18 protein-coding genes and 1 other RNA gene are annotated in these 24,837 nt (G+C 74.5%); 10 read left to right on the top strand and 9 right to left on the bottom strand.

Going from position 1 to position 24,837, the window contains the following annotated elements; all coding sequences use genetic code 11:
• The first annotated feature begins 63 nt into the window (after positions 1-63).
• The gene (locus ACA511_RS21865; protein ID WP_375026351.1) at positions 64-675 is read left to right on the top strand and encodes an RICIN domain-containing protein; all 612 of its coding nucleotides are present in this window, start codon (positions 64-66) and stop codon (positions 673-675) included.
• On the opposite strand, the gene ACA511_RS21860 is transcribed toward ACA511_RS21865, so the two are convergent.
• Positions 668-3,955 carry a BTAD domain-containing putative transcriptional regulator gene (locus ACA511_RS21860; protein WP_375026350.1) on the bottom strand — a complete coding sequence of 1,096 codons (3,288 nt, stop codon included), beginning with the start codon at positions 3,953-3,955 and terminating at the stop codon, positions 668-670. The genes ACA511_RS21865 and ACA511_RS21860 overlap by 8 nt on opposite strands.
• A gap of 88 nt (positions 3,956-4,043) precedes the next feature.
• The gene (locus ACA511_RS21855; RefSeq protein ID WP_375026348.1) at positions 4,044-5,417 is read right to left on the bottom strand and encodes an NAD(P)/FAD-dependent oxidoreductase; all 1,374 of its coding nucleotides are present in this window, start codon (positions 5,415-5,417) and stop codon (positions 4,044-4,046) included.
• Positions 5,418-5,809: 392 nt separating this feature from the next.
• Between ACA511_RS21855 and ACA511_RS21850 the strand changes: the two genes are divergently transcribed.
• The 3 genes from ACA511_RS21850 to ACA511_RS21840 all read left to right on the top strand — a co-directional run bounded on the left by ACA511_RS21850 (position 5,810) and on the right by ACA511_RS21840 (position 10,914).
• Positions 5,810-6,391 (top strand): YbhB/YbcL family Raf kinase inhibitor-like protein, encoded by a 582-nt coding sequence (locus ACA511_RS21850; protein ID WP_375026347.1) that lies wholly within the window; start codon positions 5,810-5,812, stop codon positions 6,389-6,391.
• A gap of 252 nt (positions 6,392-6,643) precedes the next feature.
• On the top strand, positions 6,644-8,521 hold the full coding sequence (locus ACA511_RS21845) for a hypothetical protein (RefSeq protein ID WP_375026346.1): 1,878 nt from the start codon (positions 6,644-6,646) through the stop codon (positions 8,519-8,521).
• Between the two features lie 152 nt (positions 8,522-8,673).
• Entirely contained in the window at positions 8,674-10,914 is a 2,241-nt protein-coding gene (locus tag ACA511_RS21840) for a SulP family inorganic anion transporter (RefSeq protein WP_375026345.1), read from the top strand.
• Positions 10,915-11,055: 141 nt separating this feature from the next.
• Here the strand turns inward: ACA511_RS21840 and ACA511_RS21835 are convergent, their stop codons facing one another.
• The 6 genes from ACA511_RS21835 to ACA511_RS21810 form a co-directional block, all read right to left on the bottom strand.
• Entirely contained in the window at positions 11,056-11,256 is a 201-nt protein-coding gene (locus tag ACA511_RS21835; RefSeq protein WP_375026344.1) for a hypothetical protein, read from the bottom strand.
• A 303-nt stretch (positions 11,257-11,559) separates the two neighbouring features.
• Positions 11,560-11,957, bottom strand: an RNA gene (rnpB, locus tag ACA511_RS21830) — RNase P RNA component class A.
• Positions 11,958-12,038: 81 nt separating this feature from the next.
• Entirely contained in the window at positions 12,039-13,382 is a 1,344-nt protein-coding gene (locus ACA511_RS21825; protein WP_375026343.1) for a TrpB-like pyridoxal phosphate-dependent enzyme, read from the bottom strand.
• Positions 13,383-13,431: 49 nt separating this feature from the next.
• Positions 13,432-14,529, bottom strand: coding sequence for a bifunctional RNase H/acid phosphatase (locus ACA511_RS21820; protein WP_375026341.1), 1,098 nt, complete (start codon positions 14,527-14,529; stop codon positions 13,432-13,434).
• On the bottom strand, positions 14,526-15,269 hold the full coding sequence (locus tag ACA511_RS21815) for a zinc ribbon domain-containing protein (RefSeq protein ID WP_375026340.1): 744 nt from the start codon (positions 15,267-15,269) through the stop codon (positions 14,526-14,528). The genes ACA511_RS21820 and ACA511_RS21815 overlap by 4 nt, the downstream gene beginning before the upstream one ends.
• The gene (locus ACA511_RS21810) at positions 15,266-16,087 is read right to left on the bottom strand and encodes a Nif3-like dinuclear metal center hexameric protein (RefSeq protein WP_375026339.1); all 822 of its coding nucleotides are present in this window, start codon (positions 16,085-16,087) and stop codon (positions 15,266-15,268) included. Before ACA511_RS21810 ends, ACA511_RS21815 begins: the two co-directional genes overlap by 4 nt.
• Positions 16,088-16,177: 90 nt before the next feature.
• On the opposite strand from ACA511_RS21810, the gene ACA511_RS21805 reads away from it, so the two are divergent.
• The 4 genes from ACA511_RS21805 (at position 16,178) to ACA511_RS21790 (ending at position 18,993) form a co-directional block, all read left to right on the top strand.
• Complete coding sequence (locus tag ACA511_RS21805; protein ID WP_375026338.1) at positions 16,178-16,735, top strand: pyridoxamine 5'-phosphate oxidase family protein; 558 nt, start codon at positions 16,178-16,180, stop codon at positions 16,733-16,735.
• A gap of 90 nt (positions 16,736-16,825) precedes the next feature.
• Positions 16,826-17,125 (top strand): DUF6191 domain-containing protein, encoded by a 300-nt coding sequence (locus ACA511_RS21800; RefSeq protein ID WP_375026336.1) that lies wholly within the window; start codon positions 16,826-16,828, stop codon positions 17,123-17,125.
• A 49-nt stretch (positions 17,126-17,174) separates the two neighbouring features.
• Positions 17,175-17,573: a hypothetical protein gene (locus tag ACA511_RS21795; protein WP_375026335.1), complete on the top strand. Its 399-nt coding sequence runs from the start codon at positions 17,175-17,177 to the stop codon at positions 17,571-17,573.
• A gap of 637 nt (positions 17,574-18,210) precedes the next feature.
• Complete coding sequence (locus ACA511_RS21790; RefSeq protein ID WP_375026333.1) at positions 18,211-18,993, top strand: M48 family metalloprotease; 783 nt, start codon at positions 18,211-18,213, stop codon at positions 18,991-18,993.
• A gap of 4 nt (positions 18,994-18,997) precedes the next feature.
• Here ACA511_RS21790 and ACA511_RS21785 read toward each other — a convergent pair whose 3' ends face one another.
• Positions 18,998-21,139, bottom strand: a complete 2,142-nt coding sequence (locus tag ACA511_RS21785; protein WP_375026332.1) for a hypothetical protein — start codon at positions 21,137-21,139, stop codon at positions 18,998-19,000.
• 175 nt (positions 21,140-21,314) lie between these two features.
• Between ACA511_RS21785 and ACA511_RS21780 the strand changes: the two genes are divergently transcribed.
• Entirely contained in the window at positions 21,315-24,077 is a 2,763-nt protein-coding gene (locus ACA511_RS21780) for an ATP-binding protein (protein ID WP_375026331.1), read from the top strand.
• Positions 24,078-24,094: 17 nt separating this feature from the next.
• Positions 24,095-24,757: a DUF1361 domain-containing protein gene (locus ACA511_RS21775; RefSeq protein ID WP_375026329.1), complete on the top strand. Its 663-nt coding sequence runs from the start codon at positions 24,095-24,097 to the stop codon at positions 24,755-24,757.
• The last annotated feature ends 80 nt before the right edge of the window (positions 24,758-24,837 follow it).

The raw sequence follows: 24,837 nt of genomic DNA, 5'->3' as shown, positions 1-24,837 counted from the left end.
GGTTCGGAGACGCGGCTGCGCTTCGCTGACTCGTGAACCGATCCTCCAAGCTTGGAGCAGGGCATGAAACCGATCAGAGTACTCGGGGTGGCGCTGGCCGCCGGGGCCGCGCTGGCGGCCGTGAACCCGCCCGCCTCGGCCGATGCGCCGGGTCCGGGCACGCCGTCCACGGCGGTCGCCGATCCGCGGACCGGCGCGACATCGGCCGACCTGGGCGCCTTGGCGCGTCCCCCGTGGACCCGGCTGCGCGCACAGCATTCCAAGAAGTGCCTCGAGATCCCCGGCTGGTCGAAGAAGTCCGGGACGCGCGCCGATCAGTACACGTGCGTCAAGCAGGCCAACGAGCAGTGGGCGCTGTGGCTGATCCAGGCACCGGGCAGCGGGACCGTCCGGCACTACATCTATGCCATTCAGAACCGCAACAGCGGGCTGTGCCTGACGGTCGAGGGCACGAAGAACGGCAGCGCCGTCAGGCAGCGACAGTGCCGCAACAAGAAGTACGGCGACAAGTACTGGCCACAGCTGTTCTGGTACACGCCCCTGCACCAGCTGGTCAGCCAGAACTCGAAGAAGTGCCTCGACATCGCCGGGGCGTCCAAGCGCAACAAGGCGCTCACCAACGTCTGGACGTGCAAGGCGAGCAAGATGAACCAGCGGTTCTCCAACATCAGTTGAGGTGGAGCTCAGGGAGGTCCGGCCGGGTGGCCGGACCTCCCGCTTCGCCCGTGTCCCGCAGACCGAAGTCGGTGAGGATGTCGGGGAAGGTCTTGGTTCGGCCGCGGTCGTAGGCGGTGGTGAAGGCTTCTTCGCCCAGGGCCGTGCGGGTGGCGGACTCTATGGCGGTCACGTCGGGCAGGGAGAGGTCGCGGGTGCCGCGCAGGGCGTCGGCGGTGCCCAGGAGTTCCGCGGCGCGGACCGGGTCGCCGAGGATGCGGGCGCGTTCGGCGTGGCCGGCCAGGACGTGCGAGACCACCGGGTAGTCGCGGGCCCGGACGGCTCCGCGCAGGGCCTCGTCGAGGCGGGCCGCGGCGGCGTCCAGGGCGCCCGTCGCCAGGTCCAGCTGGGCGCGGGCGCAGAGGATCATGGCGCGGAACTGCGCCGGGCCGGGGAGGTTCCGGGTGAGCTCGTCGGCGCGTGCCAGGCGGCGCAGGGCCTCGGCGTCGTCGCCGGAGCGGCGGGCGAACTCGCCCAGCTGGTAGTGGAGGGCGGCCGTCTCCTCGGGCCCGGAGGGCGCGGGGTCGCGGAGGGCGGCGTGGAGGAGTTCCTCGGCGCGGGCGCGTTCGCCGACGAGGTCCAGCACGTTCGCCAGCTTCATGTGGACGTGCAGGATCCCGGCCGTGCCGCCGCCCAGCTCCGCGTCCAGCCGCAGGGCCTCCTCGTAGCGGTCGACGGCGGCGCGGTGGTCGCCGCGGCGGCCGAGGATCTCCGCCTGCGAGCTGAGCGTGAACGACAGGCCCCAGCGGTCGCCGGACTCGCGGAACGCGGCCAGGGCGCGTTCCAGGTCGTCCTCGATCTGGTCGGTCCGCCCGAAGTTGTAGGCGATCTGGCCGCGGATGAAGTGCGCCAGGCCGCGCACCCACGGGTCCGGGTCGTCCAGCAGGGTGTCGATGCCCGGCGCGGCCGAGGCGTCCCAGCCGGCCGCGTACATCCGGACGGTCCGGAGCATCAGCCGCAGCACCGGGTGCAGGGAGGCGCGGTCGAGCCCGGCGCAGATGCCCTCCGCTCGGGCGAGCCAGGCGGCGGCGCGGTCGGCGTCCGGCCGGTTGTCCATCATGGTCATGGCGCCGAGCGCGAGGGCGCGGGCCGTGGTCTGGTCGTCGGGCACGCCCGGGAGGGCGAGGATCTCCGCCAGGCCGTCCGCGCCGTCGCCGAGCCGCCCGGTCAGGAACCAGTACCAGCCGAGCGCCGCGCAGAACCGCACGCCGAGCGGCGCGTCCCCTGCGGAAATCGCCCAGCGGAGCGCCGCGGACGTGTTGTCGAGTTCCGCGGTCAGGCGGCGCAGCCAGGGCAGCTGGCCGGCGCGGCACAGGTGCGGCTCGGCCTCCTCGGCGAGCCGGACGAAGTACTCGGCGTGCGCCCGCCGCGTCGCGGCCTCGTCGCCGGAGCCGGCGAGGCGTTCGAGGCCGTAGGCGCGGATCGTCTCCAGCATCCGGTAGCGGGGCTCCGGGCCGGCGACGGTCAGCAGCGACTTGTCGACGAGCGCGGCGAGGACGTCGAGGACGTCGGCGCGGTCCAGGCCGGGGCCCGCGCACACCGCCTCGGCGGCGTCCGCGGTCGCGCCGCCGGGGAAGACGGCGAGGCGGCGCCAGAGCGTCCGCTCGGGCTCCTCCAGCAGGTCCCAGCTCCACTCGACGGCGGCGCGCAGCGCCCGGTGGCGCGGCATGGCGGTGCGGCTGCCCGCGGTGAGCAGCCGGAACCGGTCGTCCAGCCGGACGGCGATCTGCGCGGGCGTCATCGCGCGGAGCCGCGCGGCGGCCAGCTCGATCGCCAGCGGCATCCCGTCGAGCGCCCGGCAGGTCCGGACGACGTGCGCGACGTTGCCGGCGGTGACCGCGAACCCCGGCGAGACGGCCGCGGCGCGGTCGGCGAACAGCCGGACCGCCGGGTAGGCCGCCGCCTCCTCCGGGCCGGCGGATTCCGGCGGCGGCTCCAGCGGCTCCACCGGCCAGAGCGACTCCCCGGTGATGCCGAGGGGTTCCCGGCTCGTCGCGAGGATCCGGACGCCGGGGCAGTTCTCCAGCAGGGCGCCCGCGAGGCGGGCGGCGGCGTCCAGCAGGTGCTCGCAGTTGTCCAGGAGCAGCAGGAGGCGGCGTCCCGACAGCGCGGAGACGAGCCGGTCGACCGGGTTCGGCGCCGGCGCCGGGCCTCCGATCAGCGTCATCTCGCGGAGCCCGAGCGCGGTGACGACCGCGGCCGGGACCTCCCCCGGGTCGGTGACCGGGGCCAGTCCGACGAGCCAGGCGTCGTCCGGCGTCCGCTCGGCCGCCTCCAGCGACAGCCGGGTCTTGCCGGACCCGCCGGGCCCGGTCAGCGTGACGAGCCGCGCCCGCGCCAGCAGGCCGCCCACCCGGTCGAGGTCGGCGTCGCGGCCGATGAAGCTGGTCAGCCGGGCGGGCAGGTTGCCCTTGCGGACGGCCCCTCCCGGCGGCGGCCCGGGGCGCGGCGCCCCGGCGAGCGGCTGTTCCGCGCCCGCATGCCCGTCGGCGGGCGACGGGGCGGTGAGGGGACGGGCGCCTGGTGCGGGGGTCTGGCGTAGGAGCGACAGGTGGACGGCCCGCAAAGTCGGGGACGGGTCTACGCCGAGTTGGTCCCGCAGGGCGTGCTTGGCGTCCTCGTAGCGGGCGAGGGCGGCGGCCTGGCGGCCCGTCGCGTAGAGGGCGCGCATCAGCAGGGCGGTGACGGGCTCGCGGAGCGGGTCGGCGGCGGCGAGGGCCTCCAGCTCGGGGATCAGCCGCGCGTGGCGGCCGAGCGCCAGGTCGGCGTCCAGCCGTTCCTCCAGTGCGGCGCGGCGCAGGGATTCCAGGCGGGCGGCGGGCGCGTCCGCGAACCGCAGCCCGGCCGCGTCGCAGAGCGCCGGGCCGCGCCACAGCGCGAGCGCCGCGCGGAGCCCCGCCGACCGGTCGGCCGGGGCGGCGGCGCGGCGCGCGTCCCGGACCCGCGCCTCGAAGTCGTGGGCGTCCACGTCCCCGGCAGGCAGGACGAGCCGGTACGCGCCGGGCCGCGTCTCGATCGCGTCCGGGCCGAGCACGGTGCGCAGCCGGCGGACGAGGGACTGCAGCGCGTTCGGCGCGCCGCCGGGCACGCCGTCCTCCCAGAGCGCGTCGATGATCCGCCCGGCGGGAATCGACGCACCGGGGTCGAGCGCGAGCAGCGACCGCAGCCGGGCCCCGCCGACGGCGACGGGCGCGCCGTCGTCCGCCGCCGCCTCCAGCGGTCCCAGGATCGCGATGCGCACCCGCCGATTCTCCCGCACCCGGGGAACGCGGGACGCCCCGGCGGTCGCGGGGACCGCCGGGGCGTCGCCGGGAGCGAGCGAGGCCGGATCAGGCCGCGTTCTCCTTCGCCTTGGCCTTGGCCCTGGCGTCGTCGAGGGCGGCGAGCTGGAAGTCGGCGCGCGGCTGCTCCACGGTCGCGAGCGAGACGGTCTCGCGCTTGAGGAACAGCGCGAGGGTCCAGTCCGCGATGACGCGCAGCTTGCGGTTGAAGGTCGGGACCTTCGCGCCGTGGTAGCTGCGGTGCATGAACCACGCGGGCCAGCCCTTGACCTTGAAGCCGTACGTCTGGGCGACGCCCTTGTGCAGGCCGAGCCCGGCGACGGCGCCGATGTTGGCGTGCACGTACGGCTTGAGGGTCTTGCCGCGCAGCGACCGGACGATGTTGTCGCCGAGCAGCTTGGCCTGCCGGACGGCGTGCTGCGCGTTCGGCGGGCAGAACATGCCCTCCTGCGTCAGGTCCGGGATGGCGGCGTTGTCGCCGGCGGTGAACGCGCGCACCAGGCCCTCGATGGTGAGGTACTCGGTGCCCTTGACGCGGCCCCGCTCGTCCAGCGGCAGGTCTCCGTGCCGGACGACCGGGGACGGCTTGACGCCCGCGTTCCACACCAGCGTCCCTGCCGGGAAGCTGCTGCCGTCCGACAGCTCGATCTGGCCGCCGACGGCGGACTCCAGGTAGGTGTTCATCTTCACGGCGATGCCGCGGCCGCGCAGCTGCTCGGCGGTCCACTTGCCCATGTCGGGGCCGACCTCGGGCAGGATGCGGTCGGCGGCCTCGACGAGCATGAACCGCAGGTCCTGCGGGGTGACCTTGCGCATGTACTTGGTCGCGTCGCGGGTCATGTCCTCCAGCTCGGCGACGGCCTCGACGCCGGCGAACCCGCCGCCGACGAACACGAAGGTCAGCGCCTTGCGGCGCACCTCGACGTCGTCGGTCGACTCGGCGATCTCCAGCTGCTCCAGCACGTGGTTGCGCAGGTGGATGGCCTCGCCGATGGTCTTGAGGCTGATGCCGTGCTCGGCGAGCCCGGGGATCGGCAGCAGCCGCGGCACGGCCCCGGCCGCCATGACCAGGTAGTCGTAGGAGATCCGCTCCGGGGGGCCGGACAGCGGCTGGACGATCGCCCAGCGCTCGTCGTGGTTCAGCTCGGTGACGCGCGCCTTGCGCACGGTGCACTTGGGCAGCACCCGGCGGAGCGGGACGACGACGTGCCGCGGGGAGATGTTCCCGGCGGCGGCCTCGGGAAGGAACGGCTGGTACGTCATGTACGAGTTGGGGTCGACGATGGTGACCTTGACCTCGCCGCGTCTCAGCTCCCGCTTGAGCTTCTTCTGCAGACGCAGCGCGGTGTACATGCCCACATAGCCGCCACCCACGATGAGGATGTGGGGAGCGCCAGAGGTGTCCTCGGCGGTCCTGGCCATTGCGGCCCTCCAATGTCACGGTCGGCTTGTGAAGACATTCACAAGCTAGCCGATGGAACGTGCCCTGCACCAACCGGAAACCAGGAAAGAAACCGAGAACTTCCCGATCCGGCAAACGCAGGGCCCATCTCGGGTGTGAAACACGCCACTCCTTCGCAAATTATGGGATGGAGCGGGGCAAAACACGCATGGCGCAGGTCACCGGGCCCGCCCCCGGACGACCGCGCGGACGGCGCGACGAACCGCCCGTCGCACCCCGCGGAAAGCCCTATGGTTGGGGCGGACGAGGAAGGGGGCGCCGGCGGCGGGACGCGCGCGGCCGACAAGCGGGACCGCGATCACGGCGGCCCGGCGGCGCGCGGCGTACGATCTCGCGCGGGAGCGTATCGATGATGAGCAGAGACCGGCGTCCGATGCTGGCCGCGGCGGGCGCCCTCGCCCTCGCCGGAGCCCTGAGCGGCTGCGGGCTGATCGGCCAGCCGCAGAACAAGAGCGCCGAACTGTCCGAATGGTTCACGGTGACCAGCCCGGTCTTCCACGATGGCGGCGACTTGCCCCCGCGGTACGGCTGCACGACGTACTCTGGCGGGCAGGGAAAGACCCCGCCGCTCCGGTGGTCGGGGCCGGCCGGGACCAAGTCGTTCGCGATCGTCATGGACGACCCGGACGCCTCCGGCGGCGCCTACGTCCACTGGGTGATCGCGGGCATCGACGGGACGGTCAACGAGATCGTCGAGGATGCCCGGCTGGACAGGACCGTCGAAGGGTTGACCACAGGCAAGAAGGCGGGCTACGCGCCACCGTGCCCGCCCAAGGGAGAACGGCATCGGTACCGGTTCACCATCTACGCGCTGGACGATCCGGCACCGTTCCAGAACGGGGCCGCACTGAAGGACTCGCTCCCCGCCATCGCCGAGCACACCGTCGGGCGCGGGCGGATCATCGGGAACTTCGGCGGCGAGCAGGCGCGTTGACCGTGGAGCCTCAGTGCGCAGGGTCAGGGCGGACCCCTCGGGGGCTGGAGCTGACAGGGGCGTGCGGGTCGGCCGGGTTGGCCGATCGGTACGCGCCGTGTGAGGGTAAATGTGCGCGAAGGGTGTGACAACGGTCATAGCGGTCGGACAGAATCGGGTTAGCCCCGGGACGATCCGGACGCTTGCGACAATCGGGACGGACCCGCGGTCCGCGCCGGCGACTCTCGCTGGGCCAAGGCATTGGGTGGTGGCATGACTTCTTACATCGTGGTCTTCGGCCTCATTGTGGTCGTGGTCCTGGTGGTCGTCCTCGTGGCCCTGGGCCTGCGGGCGAGCAGGGCGGGGCGCGACGACGACGACTGGATGGACGACGAGCCCCAGCAGCCGCGAGGCCGCCGCGGAGTCCCGCCGCCCGAGCAGATGGGCGGGCAGGACGACTACGGCCCCGGCTACAACGACGGCTACGACGAGGGCTTCGACGGCGGCTACGACCGCGCGCCCGAGCCCGTGCCCGACCGCCGCGTCGCCGGCGGGCCGCTCGCCGGCGGGCCGCTCGCCGCGCCCACCGCCGCCCCGTCCCCGCCGCCCCCCGCGCCGAGCGGCCAGGCCGCGGACGAGATGGAGGACGACGACTACTGGGCGACGATCACCTTCGACAAGCCCAAGTTCCCCTGGCAGCACGACCGCGAGCACGGGGACGACCGCCCGGAGCCCGACTTCGCCGACCCGCGGCACGCGCCGGGCCCGCCGCCCGAGCAGCAGCAGCCGGTCGAGCAGCCCCAGCTGACCCAGCCGGTCTCGCTCAGCGCCGACGGCACCGTCCTCAACGGGCTGGGCGGCCACCCCGGCGGGCAGGGCGGCGGCACCGGGCCGCAGCAGCTCCCCGCCCCCGCGCACGGCGGGTTCCCGGGCGGCGCGCCGTTCGGCAACGACCCGGGCTCGACGGCGCTCGACCCGATCCCCGCCGACCTCGGCGGCCCGTACGGCGGTCCGGGCGCGCCCGACCAGCAGGTCTACGGCGGGCAGGAGCCGCAGCCCGCGTACGGGGCCGCCGACTACGGCCCCGGCGACCAGTCCTACGGCGACCAGCAGTCCTACGGCGGGCAGGACCAGTACGCCGGGCAGGACCAGTACGGCGGGCAGGACCAGTACGGCGCTCCCGAGCAGCCTCAGTACGGCTCCCAGCCGTCCTACGGCGACTACGGCTCCGACCCGCTGGGCGGGCGCCCGGCCGCCGGGCCGCCCCCCTCCGGCCGCCAGGACTTCGACCTGCCGCTCGGCCCGTCCGTCCCGGGCGGCCCGCGCGGCGGCGACCCGCGGGTGTCCGACCCGCTCGGGCTGCCCCTCGGACGTCCCGAGGAGCCCGCAGCGCCGCAGGCCCCGGCCCCGGCCCCGGCGGCGGCCGCGCACGGCGTCCCCGGCGGCGGGACCGACACCGACGGCCACAAGCTCCCGACGGTGGACGAACTGCTCCAGCGCATCCAGTCCGACCGGCAGCGGACGACGGGCCCGGCGCCGTCCTCCGACCCGGGCGGCTCCTACGGCGGCGGCTCCCTGAACGACCCGCTCGGCGACCCGCTGGGCACCGGCTCCTACGGGACGGCCCCGCACCCCGGGAACGCGCACACCGGAAGCACCGGCAACACCGGCCCGTGGCCGTCCGGCGGCCAGGGCGGCGGCGGGTACGACTCCGGGCTCGGGTCCGGCCAGGGCTACGACTCCGGCCTCGGCGGCCAGCCCGGCTACGGCCAGCAGGGCCAGCAGGGCCAGCAGAGCGACGGCTACCCGACGGCCCCCGCCTACGGCGAGTCGACGCGCTACGACGACCCGCTCGGCGGCGGTGGCGGCCACGAGCCGTACGGCGGCCCGGCCGGCTCCGGCGGCTCCGGCGGCGTCTACGGCGACTTCAGCGGCAGCAGCTACAACGGCGGCGGCGACCCGCTGGCCGCGCCGCACGACCCGGCGGCGCAGGGCGGATACACCGACCCGAACTCCACCCAGGCGTACGGCTCCGGCTACTACGGCGGCTCGCAGCAGCAGGGCGGCGGATACCAGGGCGGCCAGCAGAACGACGGCAACCCCTACGGCAACCGCCAGCCCGCCGACGACTGGGAGAACTACCGCCGCTGACCCCAGCACGTCCCGCCGAGGGCCGCCGGATCTCCTCCGGCGGCCCTCGGCGTATTTCCAGGCCCGCTCGTTACCGGCCACGGGCGCGTGTGCGCGCGTGAAGCCTCGCTAATCATGCTTATATACGGTGTGTGACTCCAAAGCCACGTAACGTGTCCATTTTGCGGCGGGATCTGCTCGCGTCGTTCGTCGTCTTCCTCGTCGCGGTCCCGCTGTCGCTGGGCATCGCGGTCGCCTCCGGCGCCCCGGTCGCCTCCGGGCTGATCGCCGCGGTCGCCGGCGGGATCGTCGCCGGCCTGCTCGGCGGCTCCCCGCTCCAGGTCAGCGGCCCCGCCGCCGGACTCACCGTGCTCGTGGCCGAACTCGTCGAGACCTACGGGTGGCGCGCCACCTGCACGATCACCATGCTCGCCGGGCTGGTGCAGCTCGTCCTCGGCGCCGGACGGGTCGCGCGGGCCGCCCTCGCCGTCTCCCCCGCCGTCGTGCACGGGATGCTCGCCGGGGTCGGCGTCGTCATCGCGGTCGCGCAGGTGCACGTCGTCCTCGGCGGCAGCCCCCAGCAGTCCGCCGTCGCCAACCTGCGGGAACTGCCCGGCCAGCTCCTGCGCCCGGACGTTCCGACGACGCTGCTGGGCGGGCTGACCGTCCTCGTCCTGCTCGGCTGGTCCCGGCTGCCGCGCGGCGGACGGCTGCGGCTCATCCCCGCTCCGCTGCCCGCCGTCGCCCTCACCACCGCCGCCGCCTGGGTCCTCGCCCTGCCGGTGCCCCGCGTCGACCTGCCGGACTCGCCGCTCGGCGGCTGGAGCGCCCCGGCCCTGCCGCACGGCTCGCCGCTCGGGATCGCCGGGGCCGTCGTCTCCGTCGCGGTCGTCGCCGCCGTCGCGTCGCTGCTGTGCAGCGTGGCGGTCGACCGCGTCCGGCCGGCCGGGATCCCGCCCGCCGACCTCGACCGGGAGCTGCGCGCGCAGGGCGCCGCGAACGCCGTGTCCGGGCTGCTCGGCGGGCTGCCGGTGGCCAGCGTGATCGTGCGCAGCACGGCCAACGTGGACGCCGGCGGCCGCACCCGGCTGTCCCCCGTCCTGCACGGCGTCTGGGTGCTCGGCCTCGCGCTGGCCTGCGCGCCGCTCATCGAACGCGTCCCGCTGTCGGCGCTCGCCGCGCTGCTGATCGTGCTCGGTGTCCGGCTCGCCGACCTCGCCCGCGTCCGCGACCTGCGGCACCACCGGGAGGCGCCCGCCTACTACGCCACCCTCGCCGGCGTCGTTCTGCTGGGCCTCGGCGAGGGCGTCCTGGTGGGCGTCGCGATCATGGCGGTGCTGGCGCTGCGCAGGCTGACGCGGCTGGCGGTCCGGACGGAGGAGCTCGCGCCCATGCCGGACGACGGGCCCGTCCCGCCCCGCCGGCACGTGATCGTCGAGGGGACGTTCACCTTCCTCGGCGTCCCCCGGGTGTCGCGGGCGCTGCAGGCGATCCCGGCCGGCTCCAGCGTCGACCTCGACCTCAACGTCGACTTCATGGACCACGCCGCGTTCGACGCCGTCCACCAGTGGCGGCTCGCCCACGAGCGGCAAGGGGGGAGGGTCGACATCGACGAGGTTCACGAGGCTTGGTATGAAAGAGCCGTGACAGGTGATATGACTCAGCCCCGCAAAGCTGCTCCGCCGGCCCGCTGGTGGGCGCCCTGGGCGAACCGGCGGCGCCGCCCCGAGGCCGAGCTCGACGCACCGGAGACGTCCCCCGCGGCGGTGCTGCTGAACGGCGTCCGCGAGTACCACGGCAGCACGGCCCGGCTCGTCCGGCCGATCATGGCCGAGCTGTCGATGAAGCAGAAGCCCCAGCACCTGTTCATCACCTGCGTGGACTCGCGCGTCGTCCCCAACATCATCACGGCGAGCGGCCCCGGCGACCTGTTCATCAACCGCAACGTGGGGGCGCTCGTCCCCCGGGACGGTTCCCGGACGCCGGACGACTCCGTCTCCGCCACGGTCGAGTACGCCGTCAACGTCCTCGACATCCGGACGATCACGGTCTGCGGCCATTCCAACTGCGGCGCGATGGCCGCGCTGCTCGCCGGCGGCACCGAGGTCGAGCACCTGACCGGGCTGTCGCGCTGGCTGCGGCACGGCAACCACAGCCTCGCCCGCTTCCTCGCCACCGACCCCGACACCTGGGACGAGCCGCCGCTCACCCGGCTCTGCAAGATCAACGTGATGCAGCAGCTCGACAACCTGCTGACCTACCCGTGGCTCCGGGAGCGGGTCGAGTCCGGCGAGATCGAGCTGGTCGGCCTCTACCTGGACCTGTCGTCCGCGGACGTCGAGATCCTCGACCGCTCCACCGGCGCGTTCGCCCGCGTCCCGGACGAGGCCCCGGAAACCCGGACCCTCACCTGAAGCGAGTGCGGGCCGTCCCCCCGCCTGGACGACCCGCACGCTCCGTTCCGCTGAGGTCTCCGGCCGGCGCCTTCGCGGGGGCGACCCCGTCCCCCGGCGAGAGCGCCGACCGGAGACCTCCGCTCCGCCATGGACTCGAGGTCAGCGTCCGACCAGTTCGTCGTCGCGGCGCGGGTAGTCGCGCACGTACATTCCGGTCACCCGGCGCGCGCGGCGCGCGCGGCGGTCGGAGGCCGGCAGGAACAGCGCGTCGCGCCGGCTGGCGCGCGAGAAGTCCCACAGGTAGGCGAAGCCCCCCAGCAGCCCGGCGAGCGCGAGGGCCACGAACACGATGATGAACATCAGCGCTCCTCTCCACGGGACCCAGCACCGGTCCCGCCGCCGTCGCCGATCAAGGCGATCAGCTCTTACCAAGGACGGTAAGCGCCGCGTTTCATCCCGTCTGTGTCCCATGACCCGATTCAACGGAGTCCCGCGCCCCAGCCCAGATCAGGGCCGCGTCACTGCGCTCCAGTCCGGACGGTCACGTGACCGCCGTTGCGCAGGTCGTTTGGCCGCTGTGCGCGGGTGGCCGTCGAACGCCGGGCGGGGGTGCCGAGGCGTGGCGGTGGGCCCGGTGGTGCCGGCGCCGGAGCGGGTGGGGGGCGGACGAGTCGGCCTGTAAGCCGGGTTCTGTGGCCGCCGTCCCTCGCGGGGCGGCGGCTGACGGCCATCCATCTCGGGCCGCCGTTGCCGGCGGCCTCCAGCGGTCTACCCGCAGGCTCGGGCGGGCCGCCCTCGGGCACCTGCGCGGGGCCTCTTGCGGGGCCCCTTCTTGACCTTGCTCCGGGTGGGGTTTACCTAGCCGCCCACGTCACCGTGGGCGCTGGTGAGCTCTTACCTCACCGTTTCACCCTTACCACCGCGCGAGGCGGTGGCGGTTTGCTTTCTGTGGCACTGTCCCGCGGGTCGCCCCGGGTCGGCGTTACCGACCACCCTGCCCTGTGGAGCCCGGACTTTCCTCGACGGGGATCGCTCCCCGACGCGGCCGTCCGGCCGGCTCGTCCGCCGTAAGACAAGGTTAGCGGGTGCGTGAGGCACTCACGCACCCCGGCTTCCGGGGTCCGCAAATCGATTTGCGGACCCTAGGGGAGATTCGCGAGGGCCTCGTCCAAGCGGGATTGGGGGAGGGTGTGGTCTTCCATCCGGCCGGAGAGGTAGCGGTCGTAGGCGGCCATGTCGAGGTGGCCGTGGCCGCAGAGGGCGGTGAGGATGACCTTGGGTTCGCCGGACTCGGCGCAGCGGCGGGCCTCGGCGATGGCGGCGGCGAGGGCGTGGGTGGGTTCGGGGGCCGGGACGATGCCCTCCGTGCGGGCGAACAGGACGCCGGCCTCGAAGCATTCGCGCTGGTGTCTCGCCTCCGCCTCGAAAAGGTTCAGGTCGTACATGTGGGAGAGCAGCGGCGCCATTCCGTGGTAGCGGAGGCCGCCCGCGTGAATGGGGTCGGGGACGAAGTCGTGCCCCAGCGTGTGCATTTTGAGGAGGGGCGTGAAACCGGCCGTGTCCCCGAAGTCGTAGGCGTAGCGGCCCCGGGTGAAGGAAGGGCACGCGGCCGGTTCGACGGCCCGGATGTCGGGGTTCATGTTCCCCGCCAGCTTTTCCCGGAGGAAGGGGAAGAACAGGCCCGCGAAATTGGAGCCGCCGCCGGTGCAGCCGACGATCAGGTCGGGAACGTCGCCGGCCAGGGCGAGCTGTTCGAGCGCCTCTTCGCCGATGACCGTCTGGTGCATCAGGACGTGGTTCAGGACGCTGCCGAGGGCGTAGCGGGTGTCCTCGGGGGTCGCGGACTCGACCGCTTCGGAGATGGCGATGCCCAGGGAGCCGGGCGAGTCCGGGTCGTCCGCGAGGACCTTGGCGCCGGACGAGGTGATGGGCGACGGGCTCGCGTGCACCTGCGCGCCGTACAGCCGCATCATCGAGCGGCGGTACGGCTTCTGGTCGTAGGAGGCGCGCACCATCCACACCTCGCAGTCGAGCGAGAACTGGGCGCACGCGAAGGCGAGGGCGCTCCCCCACTGGCCCGCGCCGGTCTCGGTGGTCAGGCGGCGGACGCCCTGGCGCGCGTTGTAGAACGCCTGCGGGACGGCCGTGTTCGGCTTGTGCGAGCCGACCGGCGAGACGCCCTCGTACTTGACGTAGATGCGGGCCGGGGTGCCGAGGGCGCGTTCCAGGCGGTGCGCCCGGATGAGCGGGGTCGGGCGCCAGAGCCGGTAGACCTCGCGGACCTCTTCGGGGATGTCGACGTACCGGTCGCCGCTGACCTCCTGGGCGATGAGGTCCATCGGGAACAGCGGCGCCAGGTCGTCCGGCCCGAGCGGCTCGCGCGTGCCCGGATGCAGCGGCGGTGGCGGCGGCGCGGGCAGGTCGGGGACGACGTTGTACCAGCGGGCCGGGAGCTTCGACTCGTCCAGCAGGATCTTCGTGGTCACGGTCCCTCCCCAGGTCACGGCGCCTATGGGGAGGGTAAGCGCCCGCGGGTCAGGAGGGAAGGTGGTGGACGTCGTTGAAGCCGCGCAGGGTCGCGGGGCCGTCGGCGTACCAGTCGATGGACGAGAGCGCCGCCACGTCGAGGTGCATCCGGTACAGGGCCGGCATGGGCGCGCCCAGGGCGTCCTTGACCAGGAGCTTGATGGGCGTGACGTGCGAGACGACCAGCACCGTCTGCTCGCGGTAGCGGATCTTGAGCTTGTCCAGGGCCGTGCGGACGCGGCGGGACACCTGGGCGAAGCTCTCCCCGCCGGGCGGCGCCGCCTCGGGGTCGGCCAGCCACGCCTTCATCTCGGCGGGCCAGCCCTTGCCCGCCTCGCCGAACGTGAGGCCCTCCCATTCGCCGAAGTCGGTCTCCCGGAAGCCGTCCTCGACGCGGACGCCCAGGCCGGTGACGGCGGCGACCTCGGCCGCCGTGTCGCGGCAGCGGACCAGCGGCGAGGTGACGATCGCGTCGAGCCCGCGGTCCTTCAGGGCGAGGGCGGCGGCGCGGGCCTGGGCGGCGCCGTTCGCGGTGAGCGGGACGTCGCCGATGCCGGCGAAGCGCTTCTCGGCCGACAGCGGCGTCTCGCCGTGCCGCAGCAGGACCGTGGTCGTCGGGGTGGACGACACGGGGCGCGGCGGCGGCTCGGGCTCCCCCGGCGTCTCCTCGACCTTGCGGATCCAGTGCTCGCCGCGGGCCGCGGCGTCCATGGCCTCGTTGGCGAGCCGGTCGGCGTGGGCGTTGCGGTTGCGCGGGATCCAGCCGTAGGACACCGAGCCCAGCGCGGACGCGGCCTCGCGGGCCTCCAGCGCCAGCGGGATCATGTCCGGGTGCTTGATCTTCCAGCGGCCGGACATCTGCTCCACGACGAGCTTGGAGTCCATCCGGACCTCGACGCGGGCGGACGGGTCGATCCCGGCGGCGGCGGTCAGCCCGGCGATCAGGCCCCGGTACTCGGCCACGTTGTTGGTGGCGCGGCCGATCGACTCGGCGACCTCGGCCAGCACCTCCCCGGTCAGCGCGTCCCGGACGAGGGCCCCGTACCCGGCCGGACCGGGGTTGCCGCGCGAGCCCCCGTCCGCCTCGACGACCAGTTTGCGGCTCACAGCCCCGACTCTGGGGTCCGGACGAGGATGCGGCGGCACTCCTCGCAGCGGATGACCTCGTCCTCGGCGGCGGCCCGGATGTTGTTCAGGTCGACGGTGTTGAGGGCCAGGTGGCAGCCCTGGCACGCGCCGCGGAACAGCTTGGCGGCGCCCACGCCGCCGAACTGGCCGCGCAGCTTCTCGTAGAGGGCGAGCAGGTCGTCCGGGACGTCCTTGGCGACTGCGGTGCGCGCGGTGCTGGTCGTCCCGGCCTCGTCGTCGATCTCCCGCTGGGCGGTGTCGCGGCGCGCGGTGAGCGCGGACAGCTCGTCCTGCGCGGCGGTCTGGTCGGCGCGCAGCGCGGCGACCTTGCCCTCGGCCTCCTCCGTCCGCTCCATGATCTCCAGCACGACCTCCTCCAGGTCGGACTGGCGGCGCTGCAGCGACTCGATCTCCGCCTGCAGGCTGGACAGGTCCTTCGCGGACGCCACCTGGCCGGAGTCGAGGCGCTTCTGGTCGCGGTCGGCGCGGGTGCGGACCTGGTCGACGTCCTGCTCGGCCTTCTTCTGCTCCCGCTGCAGGTCGCCGACCTCGGTCTCGGCCGCGACGATCGCGTCGCGCAGCCCGGTGAGGCGTCCCTCCAGCCGCTCGATCTCCGCCAGCTCGGGCAGCGTGCGGCGGCGGTGCGCCAGCCGGTCCAGCGAGCTGTCGAGATCCTGCAGGTCGATCAGGCGAAGCTGGGCTTGCGGTGCGGCTTTCACATTGCTCCTTCTGCGTGGAGGCGCCACGCGTCGGTGACGAGCGTGGACACCCGTGTCTCCAACTTGCCCGCTTCCGGGGAGGACGCGGCCAGCCGCCGTTCGGCGTCGGCCAGCCACGGCCATTCGGTCGCCCAGTGCGCGGCGTCCACCAGGGCCGGTCCGCCGTACTCGGCGAACTCCGACGCGGGGTGGTGCCGCAGGTCGGCGGTGAGGTAGGCGTCGACACCGGCGGAACGCGCGGTGTCGAGCAGGGAGTCGCCGGCGCCGCCGCAGACGGCGACGGTGCGGACGACGGCGCCGGGGTCGCCCGCCGCCCGGACGCCCCACGCCGTGGACGGCAGCCCGGCCGCGACCCGCGTGGTGAACTCCCGCAGCGTGACGGGCTCGGCCAGCTCCCCGATCCGGCCGAGGCCGCGGCGCGGGTCGTCGGCGGCGGGGACCATCGGGCGCAGGGCGCCGGTGAGCCCGGCCGCCCGCGCCAGCGCGTCCGAGACGCCGGGATCGGCCCGGTCGGCGTTGGTGTGCGCGGTGTGCAGCGCGATCCCGTTCGTGATCATCCGGTGGACCAGCCGTCCCTTGGGGGTGGTCGCGGCGACCGAGTGCACCCCGCGCAGCAGCAGCGGATGGTGCGTCACCACCAGGCCGGCCCCCCACTCCAGCGCCTCGTCGATCACGGCGGCGACGGGGTCGACGGCGAACAGGACCCGTCCGACCTCCTGGTCGGGGTCGCCGCAGACCAGGCCGACGGCGTCCCAGGGCTCCGCCCATTCGGGCGGATACAGCTCCTCCAGAACCGTGATGACATGGGATAGACGCACGTCCCGCAGGCTACCGCGCCGAGCCGCTCCCAACGAGCCACCGAGCGTCACCACGGGGCGCCGCGGTCTGTAACGATATGGACGGGACACATGCTCGATGGAGGGGAGAACGCCATGTCGGCCACCGGCGCCGCCACGGAACCGGAGCCCGTCGGACCCACCGCGGAACGTCCGTACATGCCCGGCTACGGGATCGCGGGCCCGGACGAGGGCGGCGGCCTGCTGCCGTGGTCATGGGCCGAGGAGCGGCTGCGCGCCGCGCGCAACTTCTGGGTGTGCACGGTGCGGCCGGACGGACGCCCGCACGCCATGCCCGTGTGGGGCGCCTGGTCGGGCGAGGCACTGCTGTTCAGCAGCGCCGTCCCGTCCCGCAAGATGGTGAACCTGCGGGCGAACCCGCAGGTCGTGGTGACCACCGAGGAGGCCGAGAACCCCGTCGTCATCGAGGGGCGGGCCGAGATCGTCACCGCGCCCCATGAGCTGCAGCGGTTCATCGACCTGGTCAACTCCAAGTACGCCACCCGCTATCGTGTCGATTTCCTGGACCCGGAGGTGAACGCGACCGTAGCGGTGCGGCCGCAGTCGGTGTTCGGGCTCCGCCAGGGAGATTTCACCGGTTCTCCCACCCGGTGGTCGTTCACGACCTGAATGTCCGCTGGGATCAATCTGGAGACTCATCGCGTTGGAGTCTGTGTGAACTCACCCTTTCGACGCCGCAAGCGCGTCAAGGGCCGTCCGATGGGCAACCGTCCGGAGGCGGCCGAGCCGGAGATCGTCGAATGGCCCCGCGAGGGCACGGGCAAGTCGTCCCTGATGGGGGCCATCCGCGGCGACGGCGAGACCGGCGCGGGCTTCGGCGGCGGCGTGTTCGAGGATCTCGCGTCCGCGTTCGAGGGCTCGAAGAAGGTCAAGGTCGAAGAGCAGGAGCGGCAGAAGGTGCTCCGCCAGGACGACCACGAGCAGACCGGGTCCGGCGGCACCCGCGACGATCTGGACTCCGGCAAGATCCGGATCCGGCGCACCCCGCCGCCCGAATAGTGTCCGTTTTGTATCGAACATAGGTTCGAAGTCGGGTTATCCTGCCCTCGTGAGCACCTACGTCCCGCCCGGCTGGCCCTCGCAGGTGCACCCACCGGGCACCGACCGCTTCGAGGACACCGCCCTCGGCTGGCTGCTGGAGCTCGTCCCGCCCGAGTACCGCCGCTACGGCGTTCTGCGCCGCTACCCCATCGCCCTCGCGCGGATGGCCCGCCAGCACGTCGGCGCGTCCGTCGAGGCGGCCCGCGAGGGCTTCCGCACCGCCCGCGTCGACCTCGGCGACACCGTCCCGCCGCACGGCATCGAGTCCGTCCTGGACGCCTACCGCCGCGAGGGCGCCCGCCTGGTCGCCGTCCTGCACGCCGTCGAACTCGTCGAGACGGCCCTGCGCGGCCTCGCCGAGCCCGACGACCCGGCCCACCGCCGCCCCTTCACCCCCAAGCTTTGACGTTCCCGTTGACTGCCCGTCGCGACGTGCGCAAGCCTTTGAGCCGATCCTGACGGGAGGCGGTTCTCCGGTGAGCACACCACCTGGGTGGTACCCAGATCCAGAGTGGATGGGCCGCGAACGCTACTGGGACGGACGAACCTGGACCACCCAGTCACGCCGCTACGAACCCCGGCCCCGCCGCCCCGCCCCAGCCGCGCCCTCGCGCCCAACGGCGGCCGCCCCGCCACCACCGTCCGCACCCCCGCGACCAACGCCGCCCGCTCCACCATCCCCATCCGCACCCCCGCGACCAACCGCGCCCGCCCCGCCGTCCTCGTCCGCATCCCCGCAGCCAACGGCGGCCGCCCCGCCACCCCCGTCCGCGCCCCCGCCGCCTCAGCACTCGTGGCCGCCGCCCTCGATGCCACCCGGAGCGCACCTTCCGCGGCTCGAACCCCCCAGCGCCCCACCGCGGCCTTCCGCGCCGGCCGGCGGCGGCGGGCCGGTCGTCCAGGGGCGACCGGGCGAGGCGGCCTTACCGCCGTCCGCTGCGGGTCTCCAGGTCCCTGGACCGGGGCGGGGGTCGCCTGGGCGGCACGGTCCCGAGGCGCCGCTCTACCTGCCGCCTGGGCGCGATCGGGCTGGGCGGAGCTGGGTGCCGGTCGTGGGTGTCCTCGGGGCCGAGGCCGTTGTGGTGGCGGTGGCCGGGGTCGGCGCGCACGTGGTGTGGCCCGTCTGGGGGGCGGTGGTGGTCGTCGTCCTGTGGGGGCTGGTGGTGCTGGCGCCGCTCGGGGCGGGACGGGTCTACGGGTATCGGGAGCCCGGCGGCTCTGAGCGGGTCCAGTTGGAGCAGTCGTGGCGGGACGTCCAGCGGCGGGCCGGGGTGGGCGGGTACCGGCTGGTGGTCGTGGAGTCGGACGAGCTGAACGCCTGCGTGCCGTCCGGGCGGACGGTCGCGGTCACGTCGGCGTCGGCGCGGTCGCTGCCGCCGGGACGGCTGGAGGCCGTCCTCGCCCACGAGCTGGGGCATCTGCTGGGGTGGCGGGCGGTCACCGCGTTCGTGCACGCGCAGGTGACGCTGCCGAGCCGGGCGCTGCTGCGGACGTTGCGCGGGTCCTGGTCGCCGATCGGCCCGGTGTGGCGGCGGGCCGTCGCCTGGCACCGGCCGATCGGGTTCGTGCCGGTGCTCCTGCTGGTGCTGGCGGCCACGGCCGTCACGGCGGTCGTGGCGTTGCCGGCCGGCGCCGCGTACGCCGGTGCGCTGGGAGCGCGGATGCTGGGCCGGCGCGGTGAGGGACGCGCGGACGCGGCGGCCGTGCGGATGGGGTTCGGCGCCGACCTGGTCGCGGCCGTGGAGGATCGCATCGAGCACGCCTCCCACGGGTTGCCGCTCCACCTCGTCCGGCGGGCCCAGGGGTTGCGGCGCCGGCTCGGGTGAGGGGTCAGTCCTTGCCGCCGAAGAGCGGCGGCGGGCCCTGGTGGTGGCCGGGCGGAGGTCCCGGGTCGGTCGAGAGGGGCGCCCGCGGGGGCGGCGGCGCCGGAGGCGCGGCCCACTGCGGAGGCGGCGCGGCCCACTGCGGGTGCGGCGGGGCGGCCCATTGCGGAGGCGGCGCGGCCCGCTGCGGGGGCGGCGCCTCCGGGAGGGCCCGGCCCGGGGGTGGCGGGTCCGGGAGGGGGCCGGTGGAGACGCGGTCCAGCGTGATGATCGCCGGGTCGCATTCGACGGGGGTGACGGTGCGTCCGCCGCCGGGCGCCGACTGGACGAGGAGCAGCGCGTGGTCGGGCAGGTGCTGGAGCGTGACGGGTTCGACGACGTACTCGTACACGCGCTGCGTCGTGTCGGCGTCGCTCCAGTTGGTGCCCTCCGCGTAGGAGGAGGCGGCCGACCAGTTCCGCGAGGTGGACGCGGCGGTGCCCTCGGTGTCGCTGCGGCTGGTGCCTCCGCCCCGGTTCCGGCCGCGCTGGCTGGAGGTGGAGCGGTCCGGGAACAGCCCGAACATCTCGCCGCCCGAGTGGCTGACGCCGGACGACCGGCTCGTCCCCCAGTTGGTGGACGTGCCCGTGGTGCGGCTCGTGCTGCGGGTCTCCGAGTCGCCCTCGCCCCGCGTGTCGGTGGACGTGTGCGACTCGTTCCCGCCGACGTTCTTCGTGATCTGGGAGAGGACGAACCGGTGGTCGCGGCCGATGAAGTCGGCGGCCCGCGCCGCGTCCTCGTGGTTGCCGAGCCGCATGAACGCGACCGCGCCGCCGCCGATCAGCTCGGCGGAGGTGTCGCGCAGCCGCCGGAACAGCAGGGTCAGCGGGACGCCGCGCCGCTCGCACGCGTCCGACAGCCGCTCCAGGTGGCGGCGGGCCAGCTCGTCCGCGCCGGCGACCACCAGGGCGGGCGTCGACTCCCGGGACGCGGTGATCCGGTGCGTGACCCACTGGACGATCAGGTCGGTGAGCAGCTCCGACCGCACGTTGCGGGCCTGGCTGTCCAGCGCGATGCAGGTCAGGTAGCCCGCGCCCGCCTCGGGCGGGTCCGTGCCGAGGTCCTGGAGGGGGTGGACGTACGACTCGATCCGCGCCAGGTTCGCGTGGGCCTGCCTGCGGTACTCCACGGTGAACAGCTCGCTCGCGATGCGCCGCCGCTCGTCGCGGGTCAGGACGTCCCCGTCGTCGGGTTCGCCCATGAGCGCGCGGAGGGCGGCGGCGATCCGGGCGAGGGTGATGTCGTCGCCCAGGGCGCCGCACACCGTGGTGAGGATCCGGTCGTCCATGCTGCGTTCGGCGCGGGAGGCGTCGGGGGCGCCGCCGTGCATGGACTCGACGATCGCGTCCACGAGGTCCTGCGGCGGCAGGTCGGTCAGCAGGCTGGAGGACGCCTGGCGGCTGGGCAGGAGTTGCGCGTCCACGCCCGTCCAGGCGGCGCGGGCCAACTCGACCAGTTCGCCGCTGACGACCTCGCGGGAAAGGTCGAGCACCAGCAGCGGCTGGACGGCGAGGGTGGACGTCCCGTAGGTGGTGAGGAGCGCCTCCCAGGCCCACAGCGTCCCGCCGAACACGTCCAGGCGGTGGCCGGGCCGCGGGGCCGCGCCCCACTCGGGCAGCCCGTCGAGCCGCGCGCGCTCCGCGGCGTCGTGGCCCTGCTTGCGCGCCGACCATTGCCGCGCCTGCTCCTGGTAGCCGCCGATGATCTGCTGCCCGGCCAGCTCGCGGGCCCGCAGGGCGCCCTGCCGCTGCCGGACGGCCCACCAGGTCAGCGCCGCGCCCGGCGCCGCCGCGATGACCGCCAGCAGCAGCGACCCGATCGAGAGCCCCGCCGACGCCGTGGCCGAGCAGGCGGCGAACAGCACCAGGACGGCGGCGACGGCGGCGCTGACCGGGAGCGTCCGGCTCAGCCTGCGCCGGGCGGCCCGCTCGGTCTCGGCGACCCGGCGCGCCAGGTAGTCGGGCGGCGCCTGCTGCCGCGGCGGCGGCTCCGGGAACGGCCTGAGGAACCACCAGCGGTCCCGGAACACCCATCCGATGCGCGGATCGGGGGTGAAGAGCCGCTCGCGGCGCGACAGCGGCCCCCCGTGATCGACCGGTTCGCCCCTCACGACGCTGAACCTCCCCGCTCTCCTCGGGTGCCGACTCGACCGCCCCGCCCGCGGGCACGCGCGGGCATGCGCGGCGATGTGCGTGCAACCCAAGCAGATTGACACGCGACTTGTCAGGCCCTCCGCCGCGAATCGGCCTTCCCAAGGGGGCTCTTGCTCAATACCCTGACTCACCATGGCGCTGGAGGCGGGGGCGGGCGGCCTGTGGGACGTGGCGCGCGGCCTGCCGGTGTGCCGGCTGCTGGAGGTCCCCCGGCCGGACCGGGCGGACGGCCGGGACGAGTGGCGCGACCAGCGGCTCGCGGCCCTGGTGTCGGCGTACCACGCGGGCGGGGAGCCGGTGCTCGTCGGCTGGCGGCGCGCGGAGGCGGCCGGGCCCACCGAGGTGTTCGTCGGCGGGTCCGGGCTCGTCGCCGACCATGACGGGCGGGGCGCGACGCTGAGCCTCCCGGCGGGCGGGCGCGGCGTGCCGGTCCCCGGCGGGCTCTCCGCGGACGCGATGCCGCACTGGGTCGGCATCGGCGGCATCGCGGACGGCCTGCTCGCCGACGACCCGCTCCACGAGGAACCGGCCAGGCCGTCCCTGGAGGACGGTCTGCTCTCGGTGTGGACGCGGCCGTTCGCCTGGCTGCTCGTCGCCGAGCCCGTCGGCCCGTCCGAGGCCGGGCGCCTCGCCGACGGCCTCGCCGACCGGCAGCAGCGCGCGCAGTCCATGGCGGAGATGTCGCCGGAGGAGTCGGTGGCCGCCGTCCGGCTGGAGCGGCGGCACCGCGAGCTGCGCCGGTCGGCGGCGTCCGGGCTCTGGCGCGTGCACCTGGCGGCCGGGGCCGCGACGCCGCAGGCGGCCGCGCGGGTGGCGGCGCTGGTGTGCGCGTCGGCCGACCTGACCGGGCTGCCGTACGCGCTGGTCCCGGGCGCGGAGGGCCCGTTCGAGGCGAGCACGCGGCTGGTGGCGGCGCTCGCCCGTCCGCCCGTCCGGGAGGTCGCCGGGGTCCGGTTCGTGATGCGGCCGGAGTTCGACGTGACGCCCGAGGCGGCGGACGCGGGGATCCCGCTGGGCCGGGTCCTGGACCGCGACCGCCGCGAGGTCGGGGGCCTGTCGCTGCCGCTGCCCAGCCTGAACCGGCACACGTTCGTGTGCGGGGCGACCGGCGCCGGGAAGTCGCAGACGATCCGGTCGCTGCTCACCGCGGCCTCGGCGGCGGGGCTGCCGTGGCTGGTCGTCGAGCCGGCGAAGGCGGAGTACCGGCTGATGGCGTCCCGGCTGGCGGCGGCGCGGACGCCGGACGCGGAGGTCGTCGTGATCCGGCCGGGCGACGCGGACGCGATCGCGGCCGGGATCAACCCGCTCGAACCGGCCATGGGCCCGGACGGGCGGCCGTTCCCGCTGCAGACCCACGCCGACCTCGTCCGCGCGCTGTTCCTCGCCGCGTTCGAGGCGGACGAGCCGTTCCCGCAGGTGCTGGCGGCGGCGCTGACCCGCTGCTACGAGCGGCTCGGCTGGGACCTCGCGCTCGGCGAGCCGGCCATCCCGGGGACGTCGCCGCGCTACCCGTCCCTCTCCGACCTCCAGGCCGCCGCCGAGGAGGTCGTCACCGGCATCGGCTACGGGCAGGAGATCACCGACAACGTGCGCGGGTTCATCCGGGTGCGGCTGTCCAGCCTCCGGATCGGCACCACGGGGCGGTTCTTCGAGGGCGGCCACCCGATCGACTTCGACGCGCTGCTCGCCCGCAACGTCGTCCTGGAGATCGAGGACGTCGGCGACGACCGGGACAAGGCGTTCCTGATGGGGACCGTCCTGGTCCGCCTGGTGGAGCACCTGCGGATGCGGCAGGGCGCGGCGGCGGGCCGCCTGCGGCACCTGAGCGTGTTCGAGGAGGCGCACCGGCTGCTGCGCCGCAGCGAGCAGGCCGGCCCCGCGTCGCACGCGGTGGAGACGTTCGCGAGCCTCCTCGCGGAGATCCGCGCGTACGGGGAGGGGCTCATCGTGGCGGAGCAGATCCCGTCCAAGCTCGTCCCGGACGTCATCAAGAACACCGCCGTGAAGATCGTCCACCGGCTGCCGGCGCGGGACGACCGGGACGCGGTCGGCGCCACCATGAACATCACCGACGCGCAGTCGCAGTACCTGGTCACGCTCACGCCCGGCGAGGGCGCGGTGTTCACCGACGGCATGGACTTCCCGCACCTGGTGCGCGTCCCGGACGGGTCCGGGCCGGAGCGGGCGGCGGCGCCGCCGGCGTCCCCCGCCGTCCTGGTGACGCCCCGGAGCGCCACCTGCGGGACGGACTGCCGCGACTCCCCCTGCACCCTGCGCGACATGCGCGCGGCGCAGCGCGCCGTGGCCGACCGGCCGGAACTGGTCCTGTGGGCGGAGCTCGCCGCGGCCGCGCACCTGACCGGGTGGGGCGCCCCCGGCCCGGCCCCCGCCCTGCTGGACGGGCTGCCCCGCCGGCTCCGCGACTGCGCCCTCTCGCACGCCGTGGACGCCGCCGTCGCGTCCCGCGCCGCGCCCGGCGCGCTGGCGGGCCACCTGGCGGCGGCCTTTCACGGCGCGCCGTGCGACGGCGAGGAATCGGCCTTCTTCGCCGCTCCTTACCGCTGGTGCCTCGTCCTGGAGGAACTCCAGCGGGCCCATAAGGCGAACCCCGGCAGCGGCCGCCATCCACTCAGCGGCAAATGGGAGGAGAACTGCGGACGCGCCATTCCGGGGGAAACACTCGCCGATCAGCTCGGCGCCGTCACCGGCTGGTGGACCCGTGATCAGCGCGACGCCGACGCGCGGTCGCTCGCGCTCTGGGGCTCCGCACCGGCGGTCGAAACGGCCGTGGGAGCCGTCCGCACCGACGCCGACTGGCCGGACCGGCTCCGCGAGGCGGCCGCCCGGCTCGGCGACGTGGACGGCCTGCTCGGCTCCTTCGCTCCCACCGATTAGACGGCGACTGGTGCACCATGGAAGGCATGGGGATTCTGGAGCAGGTGGCACCGAACCTTATCGACGTCCTCCGCCGGGACGCCTGGTGGATGGGCTGGAACACGTTCCTGGCCTGGATTCCGGCCGGGCTCGCATTCCTCCTTTTCCGCGGCGCACGGGTGTCCCGGTCGCCTTTCTGGTGGGCCGGTCTCGTGTTGTTCGTTCTCTTTCTGCCGAACGCTCCCTATGTCGTGACCGATCTGGTCCATCTCCGCCACGACATGCTCCTCGCGGACCGCGGCGGCCCGGTGGTCACCGCGGTCCTCCCCGTCTACGCGGTGCTCATCGGCTCCGGTTTCCTCGCCTACTACCTGGCCCTGGCCGCCGCCACCCGCCACCTCTCCCGGCTCGGCCTCGGCGCCTTGAACGGCCGCGTCACCGTGGCCGCGCACGCCCTCTGCGCGATCGGCGTCTTCCCCGGACGCCGGGCGCGCCTGAACAGCTGGGAGCCCGTCGTCGACCCGCACGCCACCATCGAGCGGATCGTCGTGCAGCTGACCTGGACGTGGGCGCCGGCGCTGATCCTGGCCACCTTCCTGGTCACCTGGATCTGCCACTTCATGACGAGGGCCGTCGCCGAGGCATCGTTCGACGCCACGCTGAAGAGCGCCCGCCGCCTGCACGCGACGCTCACGTCCTGACCGGAGCCCGGCCGCTCACGTCCTGACCGGGGCCCGGCCGCTCACGTCCTGACCGGGGCCCGGCCGCTCACGTCCTGACC

The sequence above is a fragment of the Actinomadura sp. GTD37 genome, assembly GCF_041951365.1.
Classification (GTDB): Bacteria; Actinomycetota; Actinomycetes; order Streptosporangiales; family Streptosporangiaceae; genus Spirillospora.
Note: the sequence above shows the minus strand (reverse complement) of the source record. Positions and strands in the feature narration are given on the sequence as shown.

Bases quoted from the DNA above. Each gene is read 5' to 3' on its own strand.
- ACA511_RS21865 (WP_375026351.1), top strand. From the start codon at position 64: ATGAAACCGATCAGAGTACTCGGGGTGGCGCTGGCCGCCGGGGCCGCG.
- ACA511_RS21855 (WP_375026348.1), bottom strand. From the start codon at position 5,417: ATGGCCAGGACCGCCGAGGACACCTCTGGCGCTCCCCACATCCTCATC.
- ACA511_RS21850 (WP_375026347.1), top strand. From the start codon at position 5,810: ATGAGCAGAGACCGGCGTCCGATGCTGGCCGCGGCGGGCGCCCTCGCC.
- ACA511_RS21845 (WP_375026346.1), top strand. From the start codon at position 6,644: ATGACTTCTTACATCGTGGTCTTCGGCCTCATTGTGGTCGTGGTCCTG.
- ACA511_RS21835 (WP_375026344.1), bottom strand. From the start codon at position 11,256: ATGTTCATCATCGTGTTCGTGGCCCTCGCGCTCGCCGGGCTGCTGGGG.
- ACA511_RS21805 (WP_375026338.1), top strand. From the start codon at position 16,178: ATGCTCGATGGAGGGGAGAACGCCATGTCGGCCACCGGCGCCGCCACG.
- ACA511_RS21800 (WP_375026336.1), top strand. From the start codon at position 16,826: ATGGGCAACCGTCCGGAGGCGGCCGAGCCGGAGATCGTCGAATGGCCC.
- ACA511_RS21780 (WP_375026331.1), top strand. From the start codon at position 21,315: ATGGCGCTGGAGGCGGGGGCGGGCGGCCTGTGGGACGTGGCGCGCGGC.
- ACA511_RS21775 (WP_375026329.1), top strand. From the start codon at position 24,095: ATGGAAGGCATGGGGATTCTGGAGCAGGTGGCACCGAACCTTATCGAC.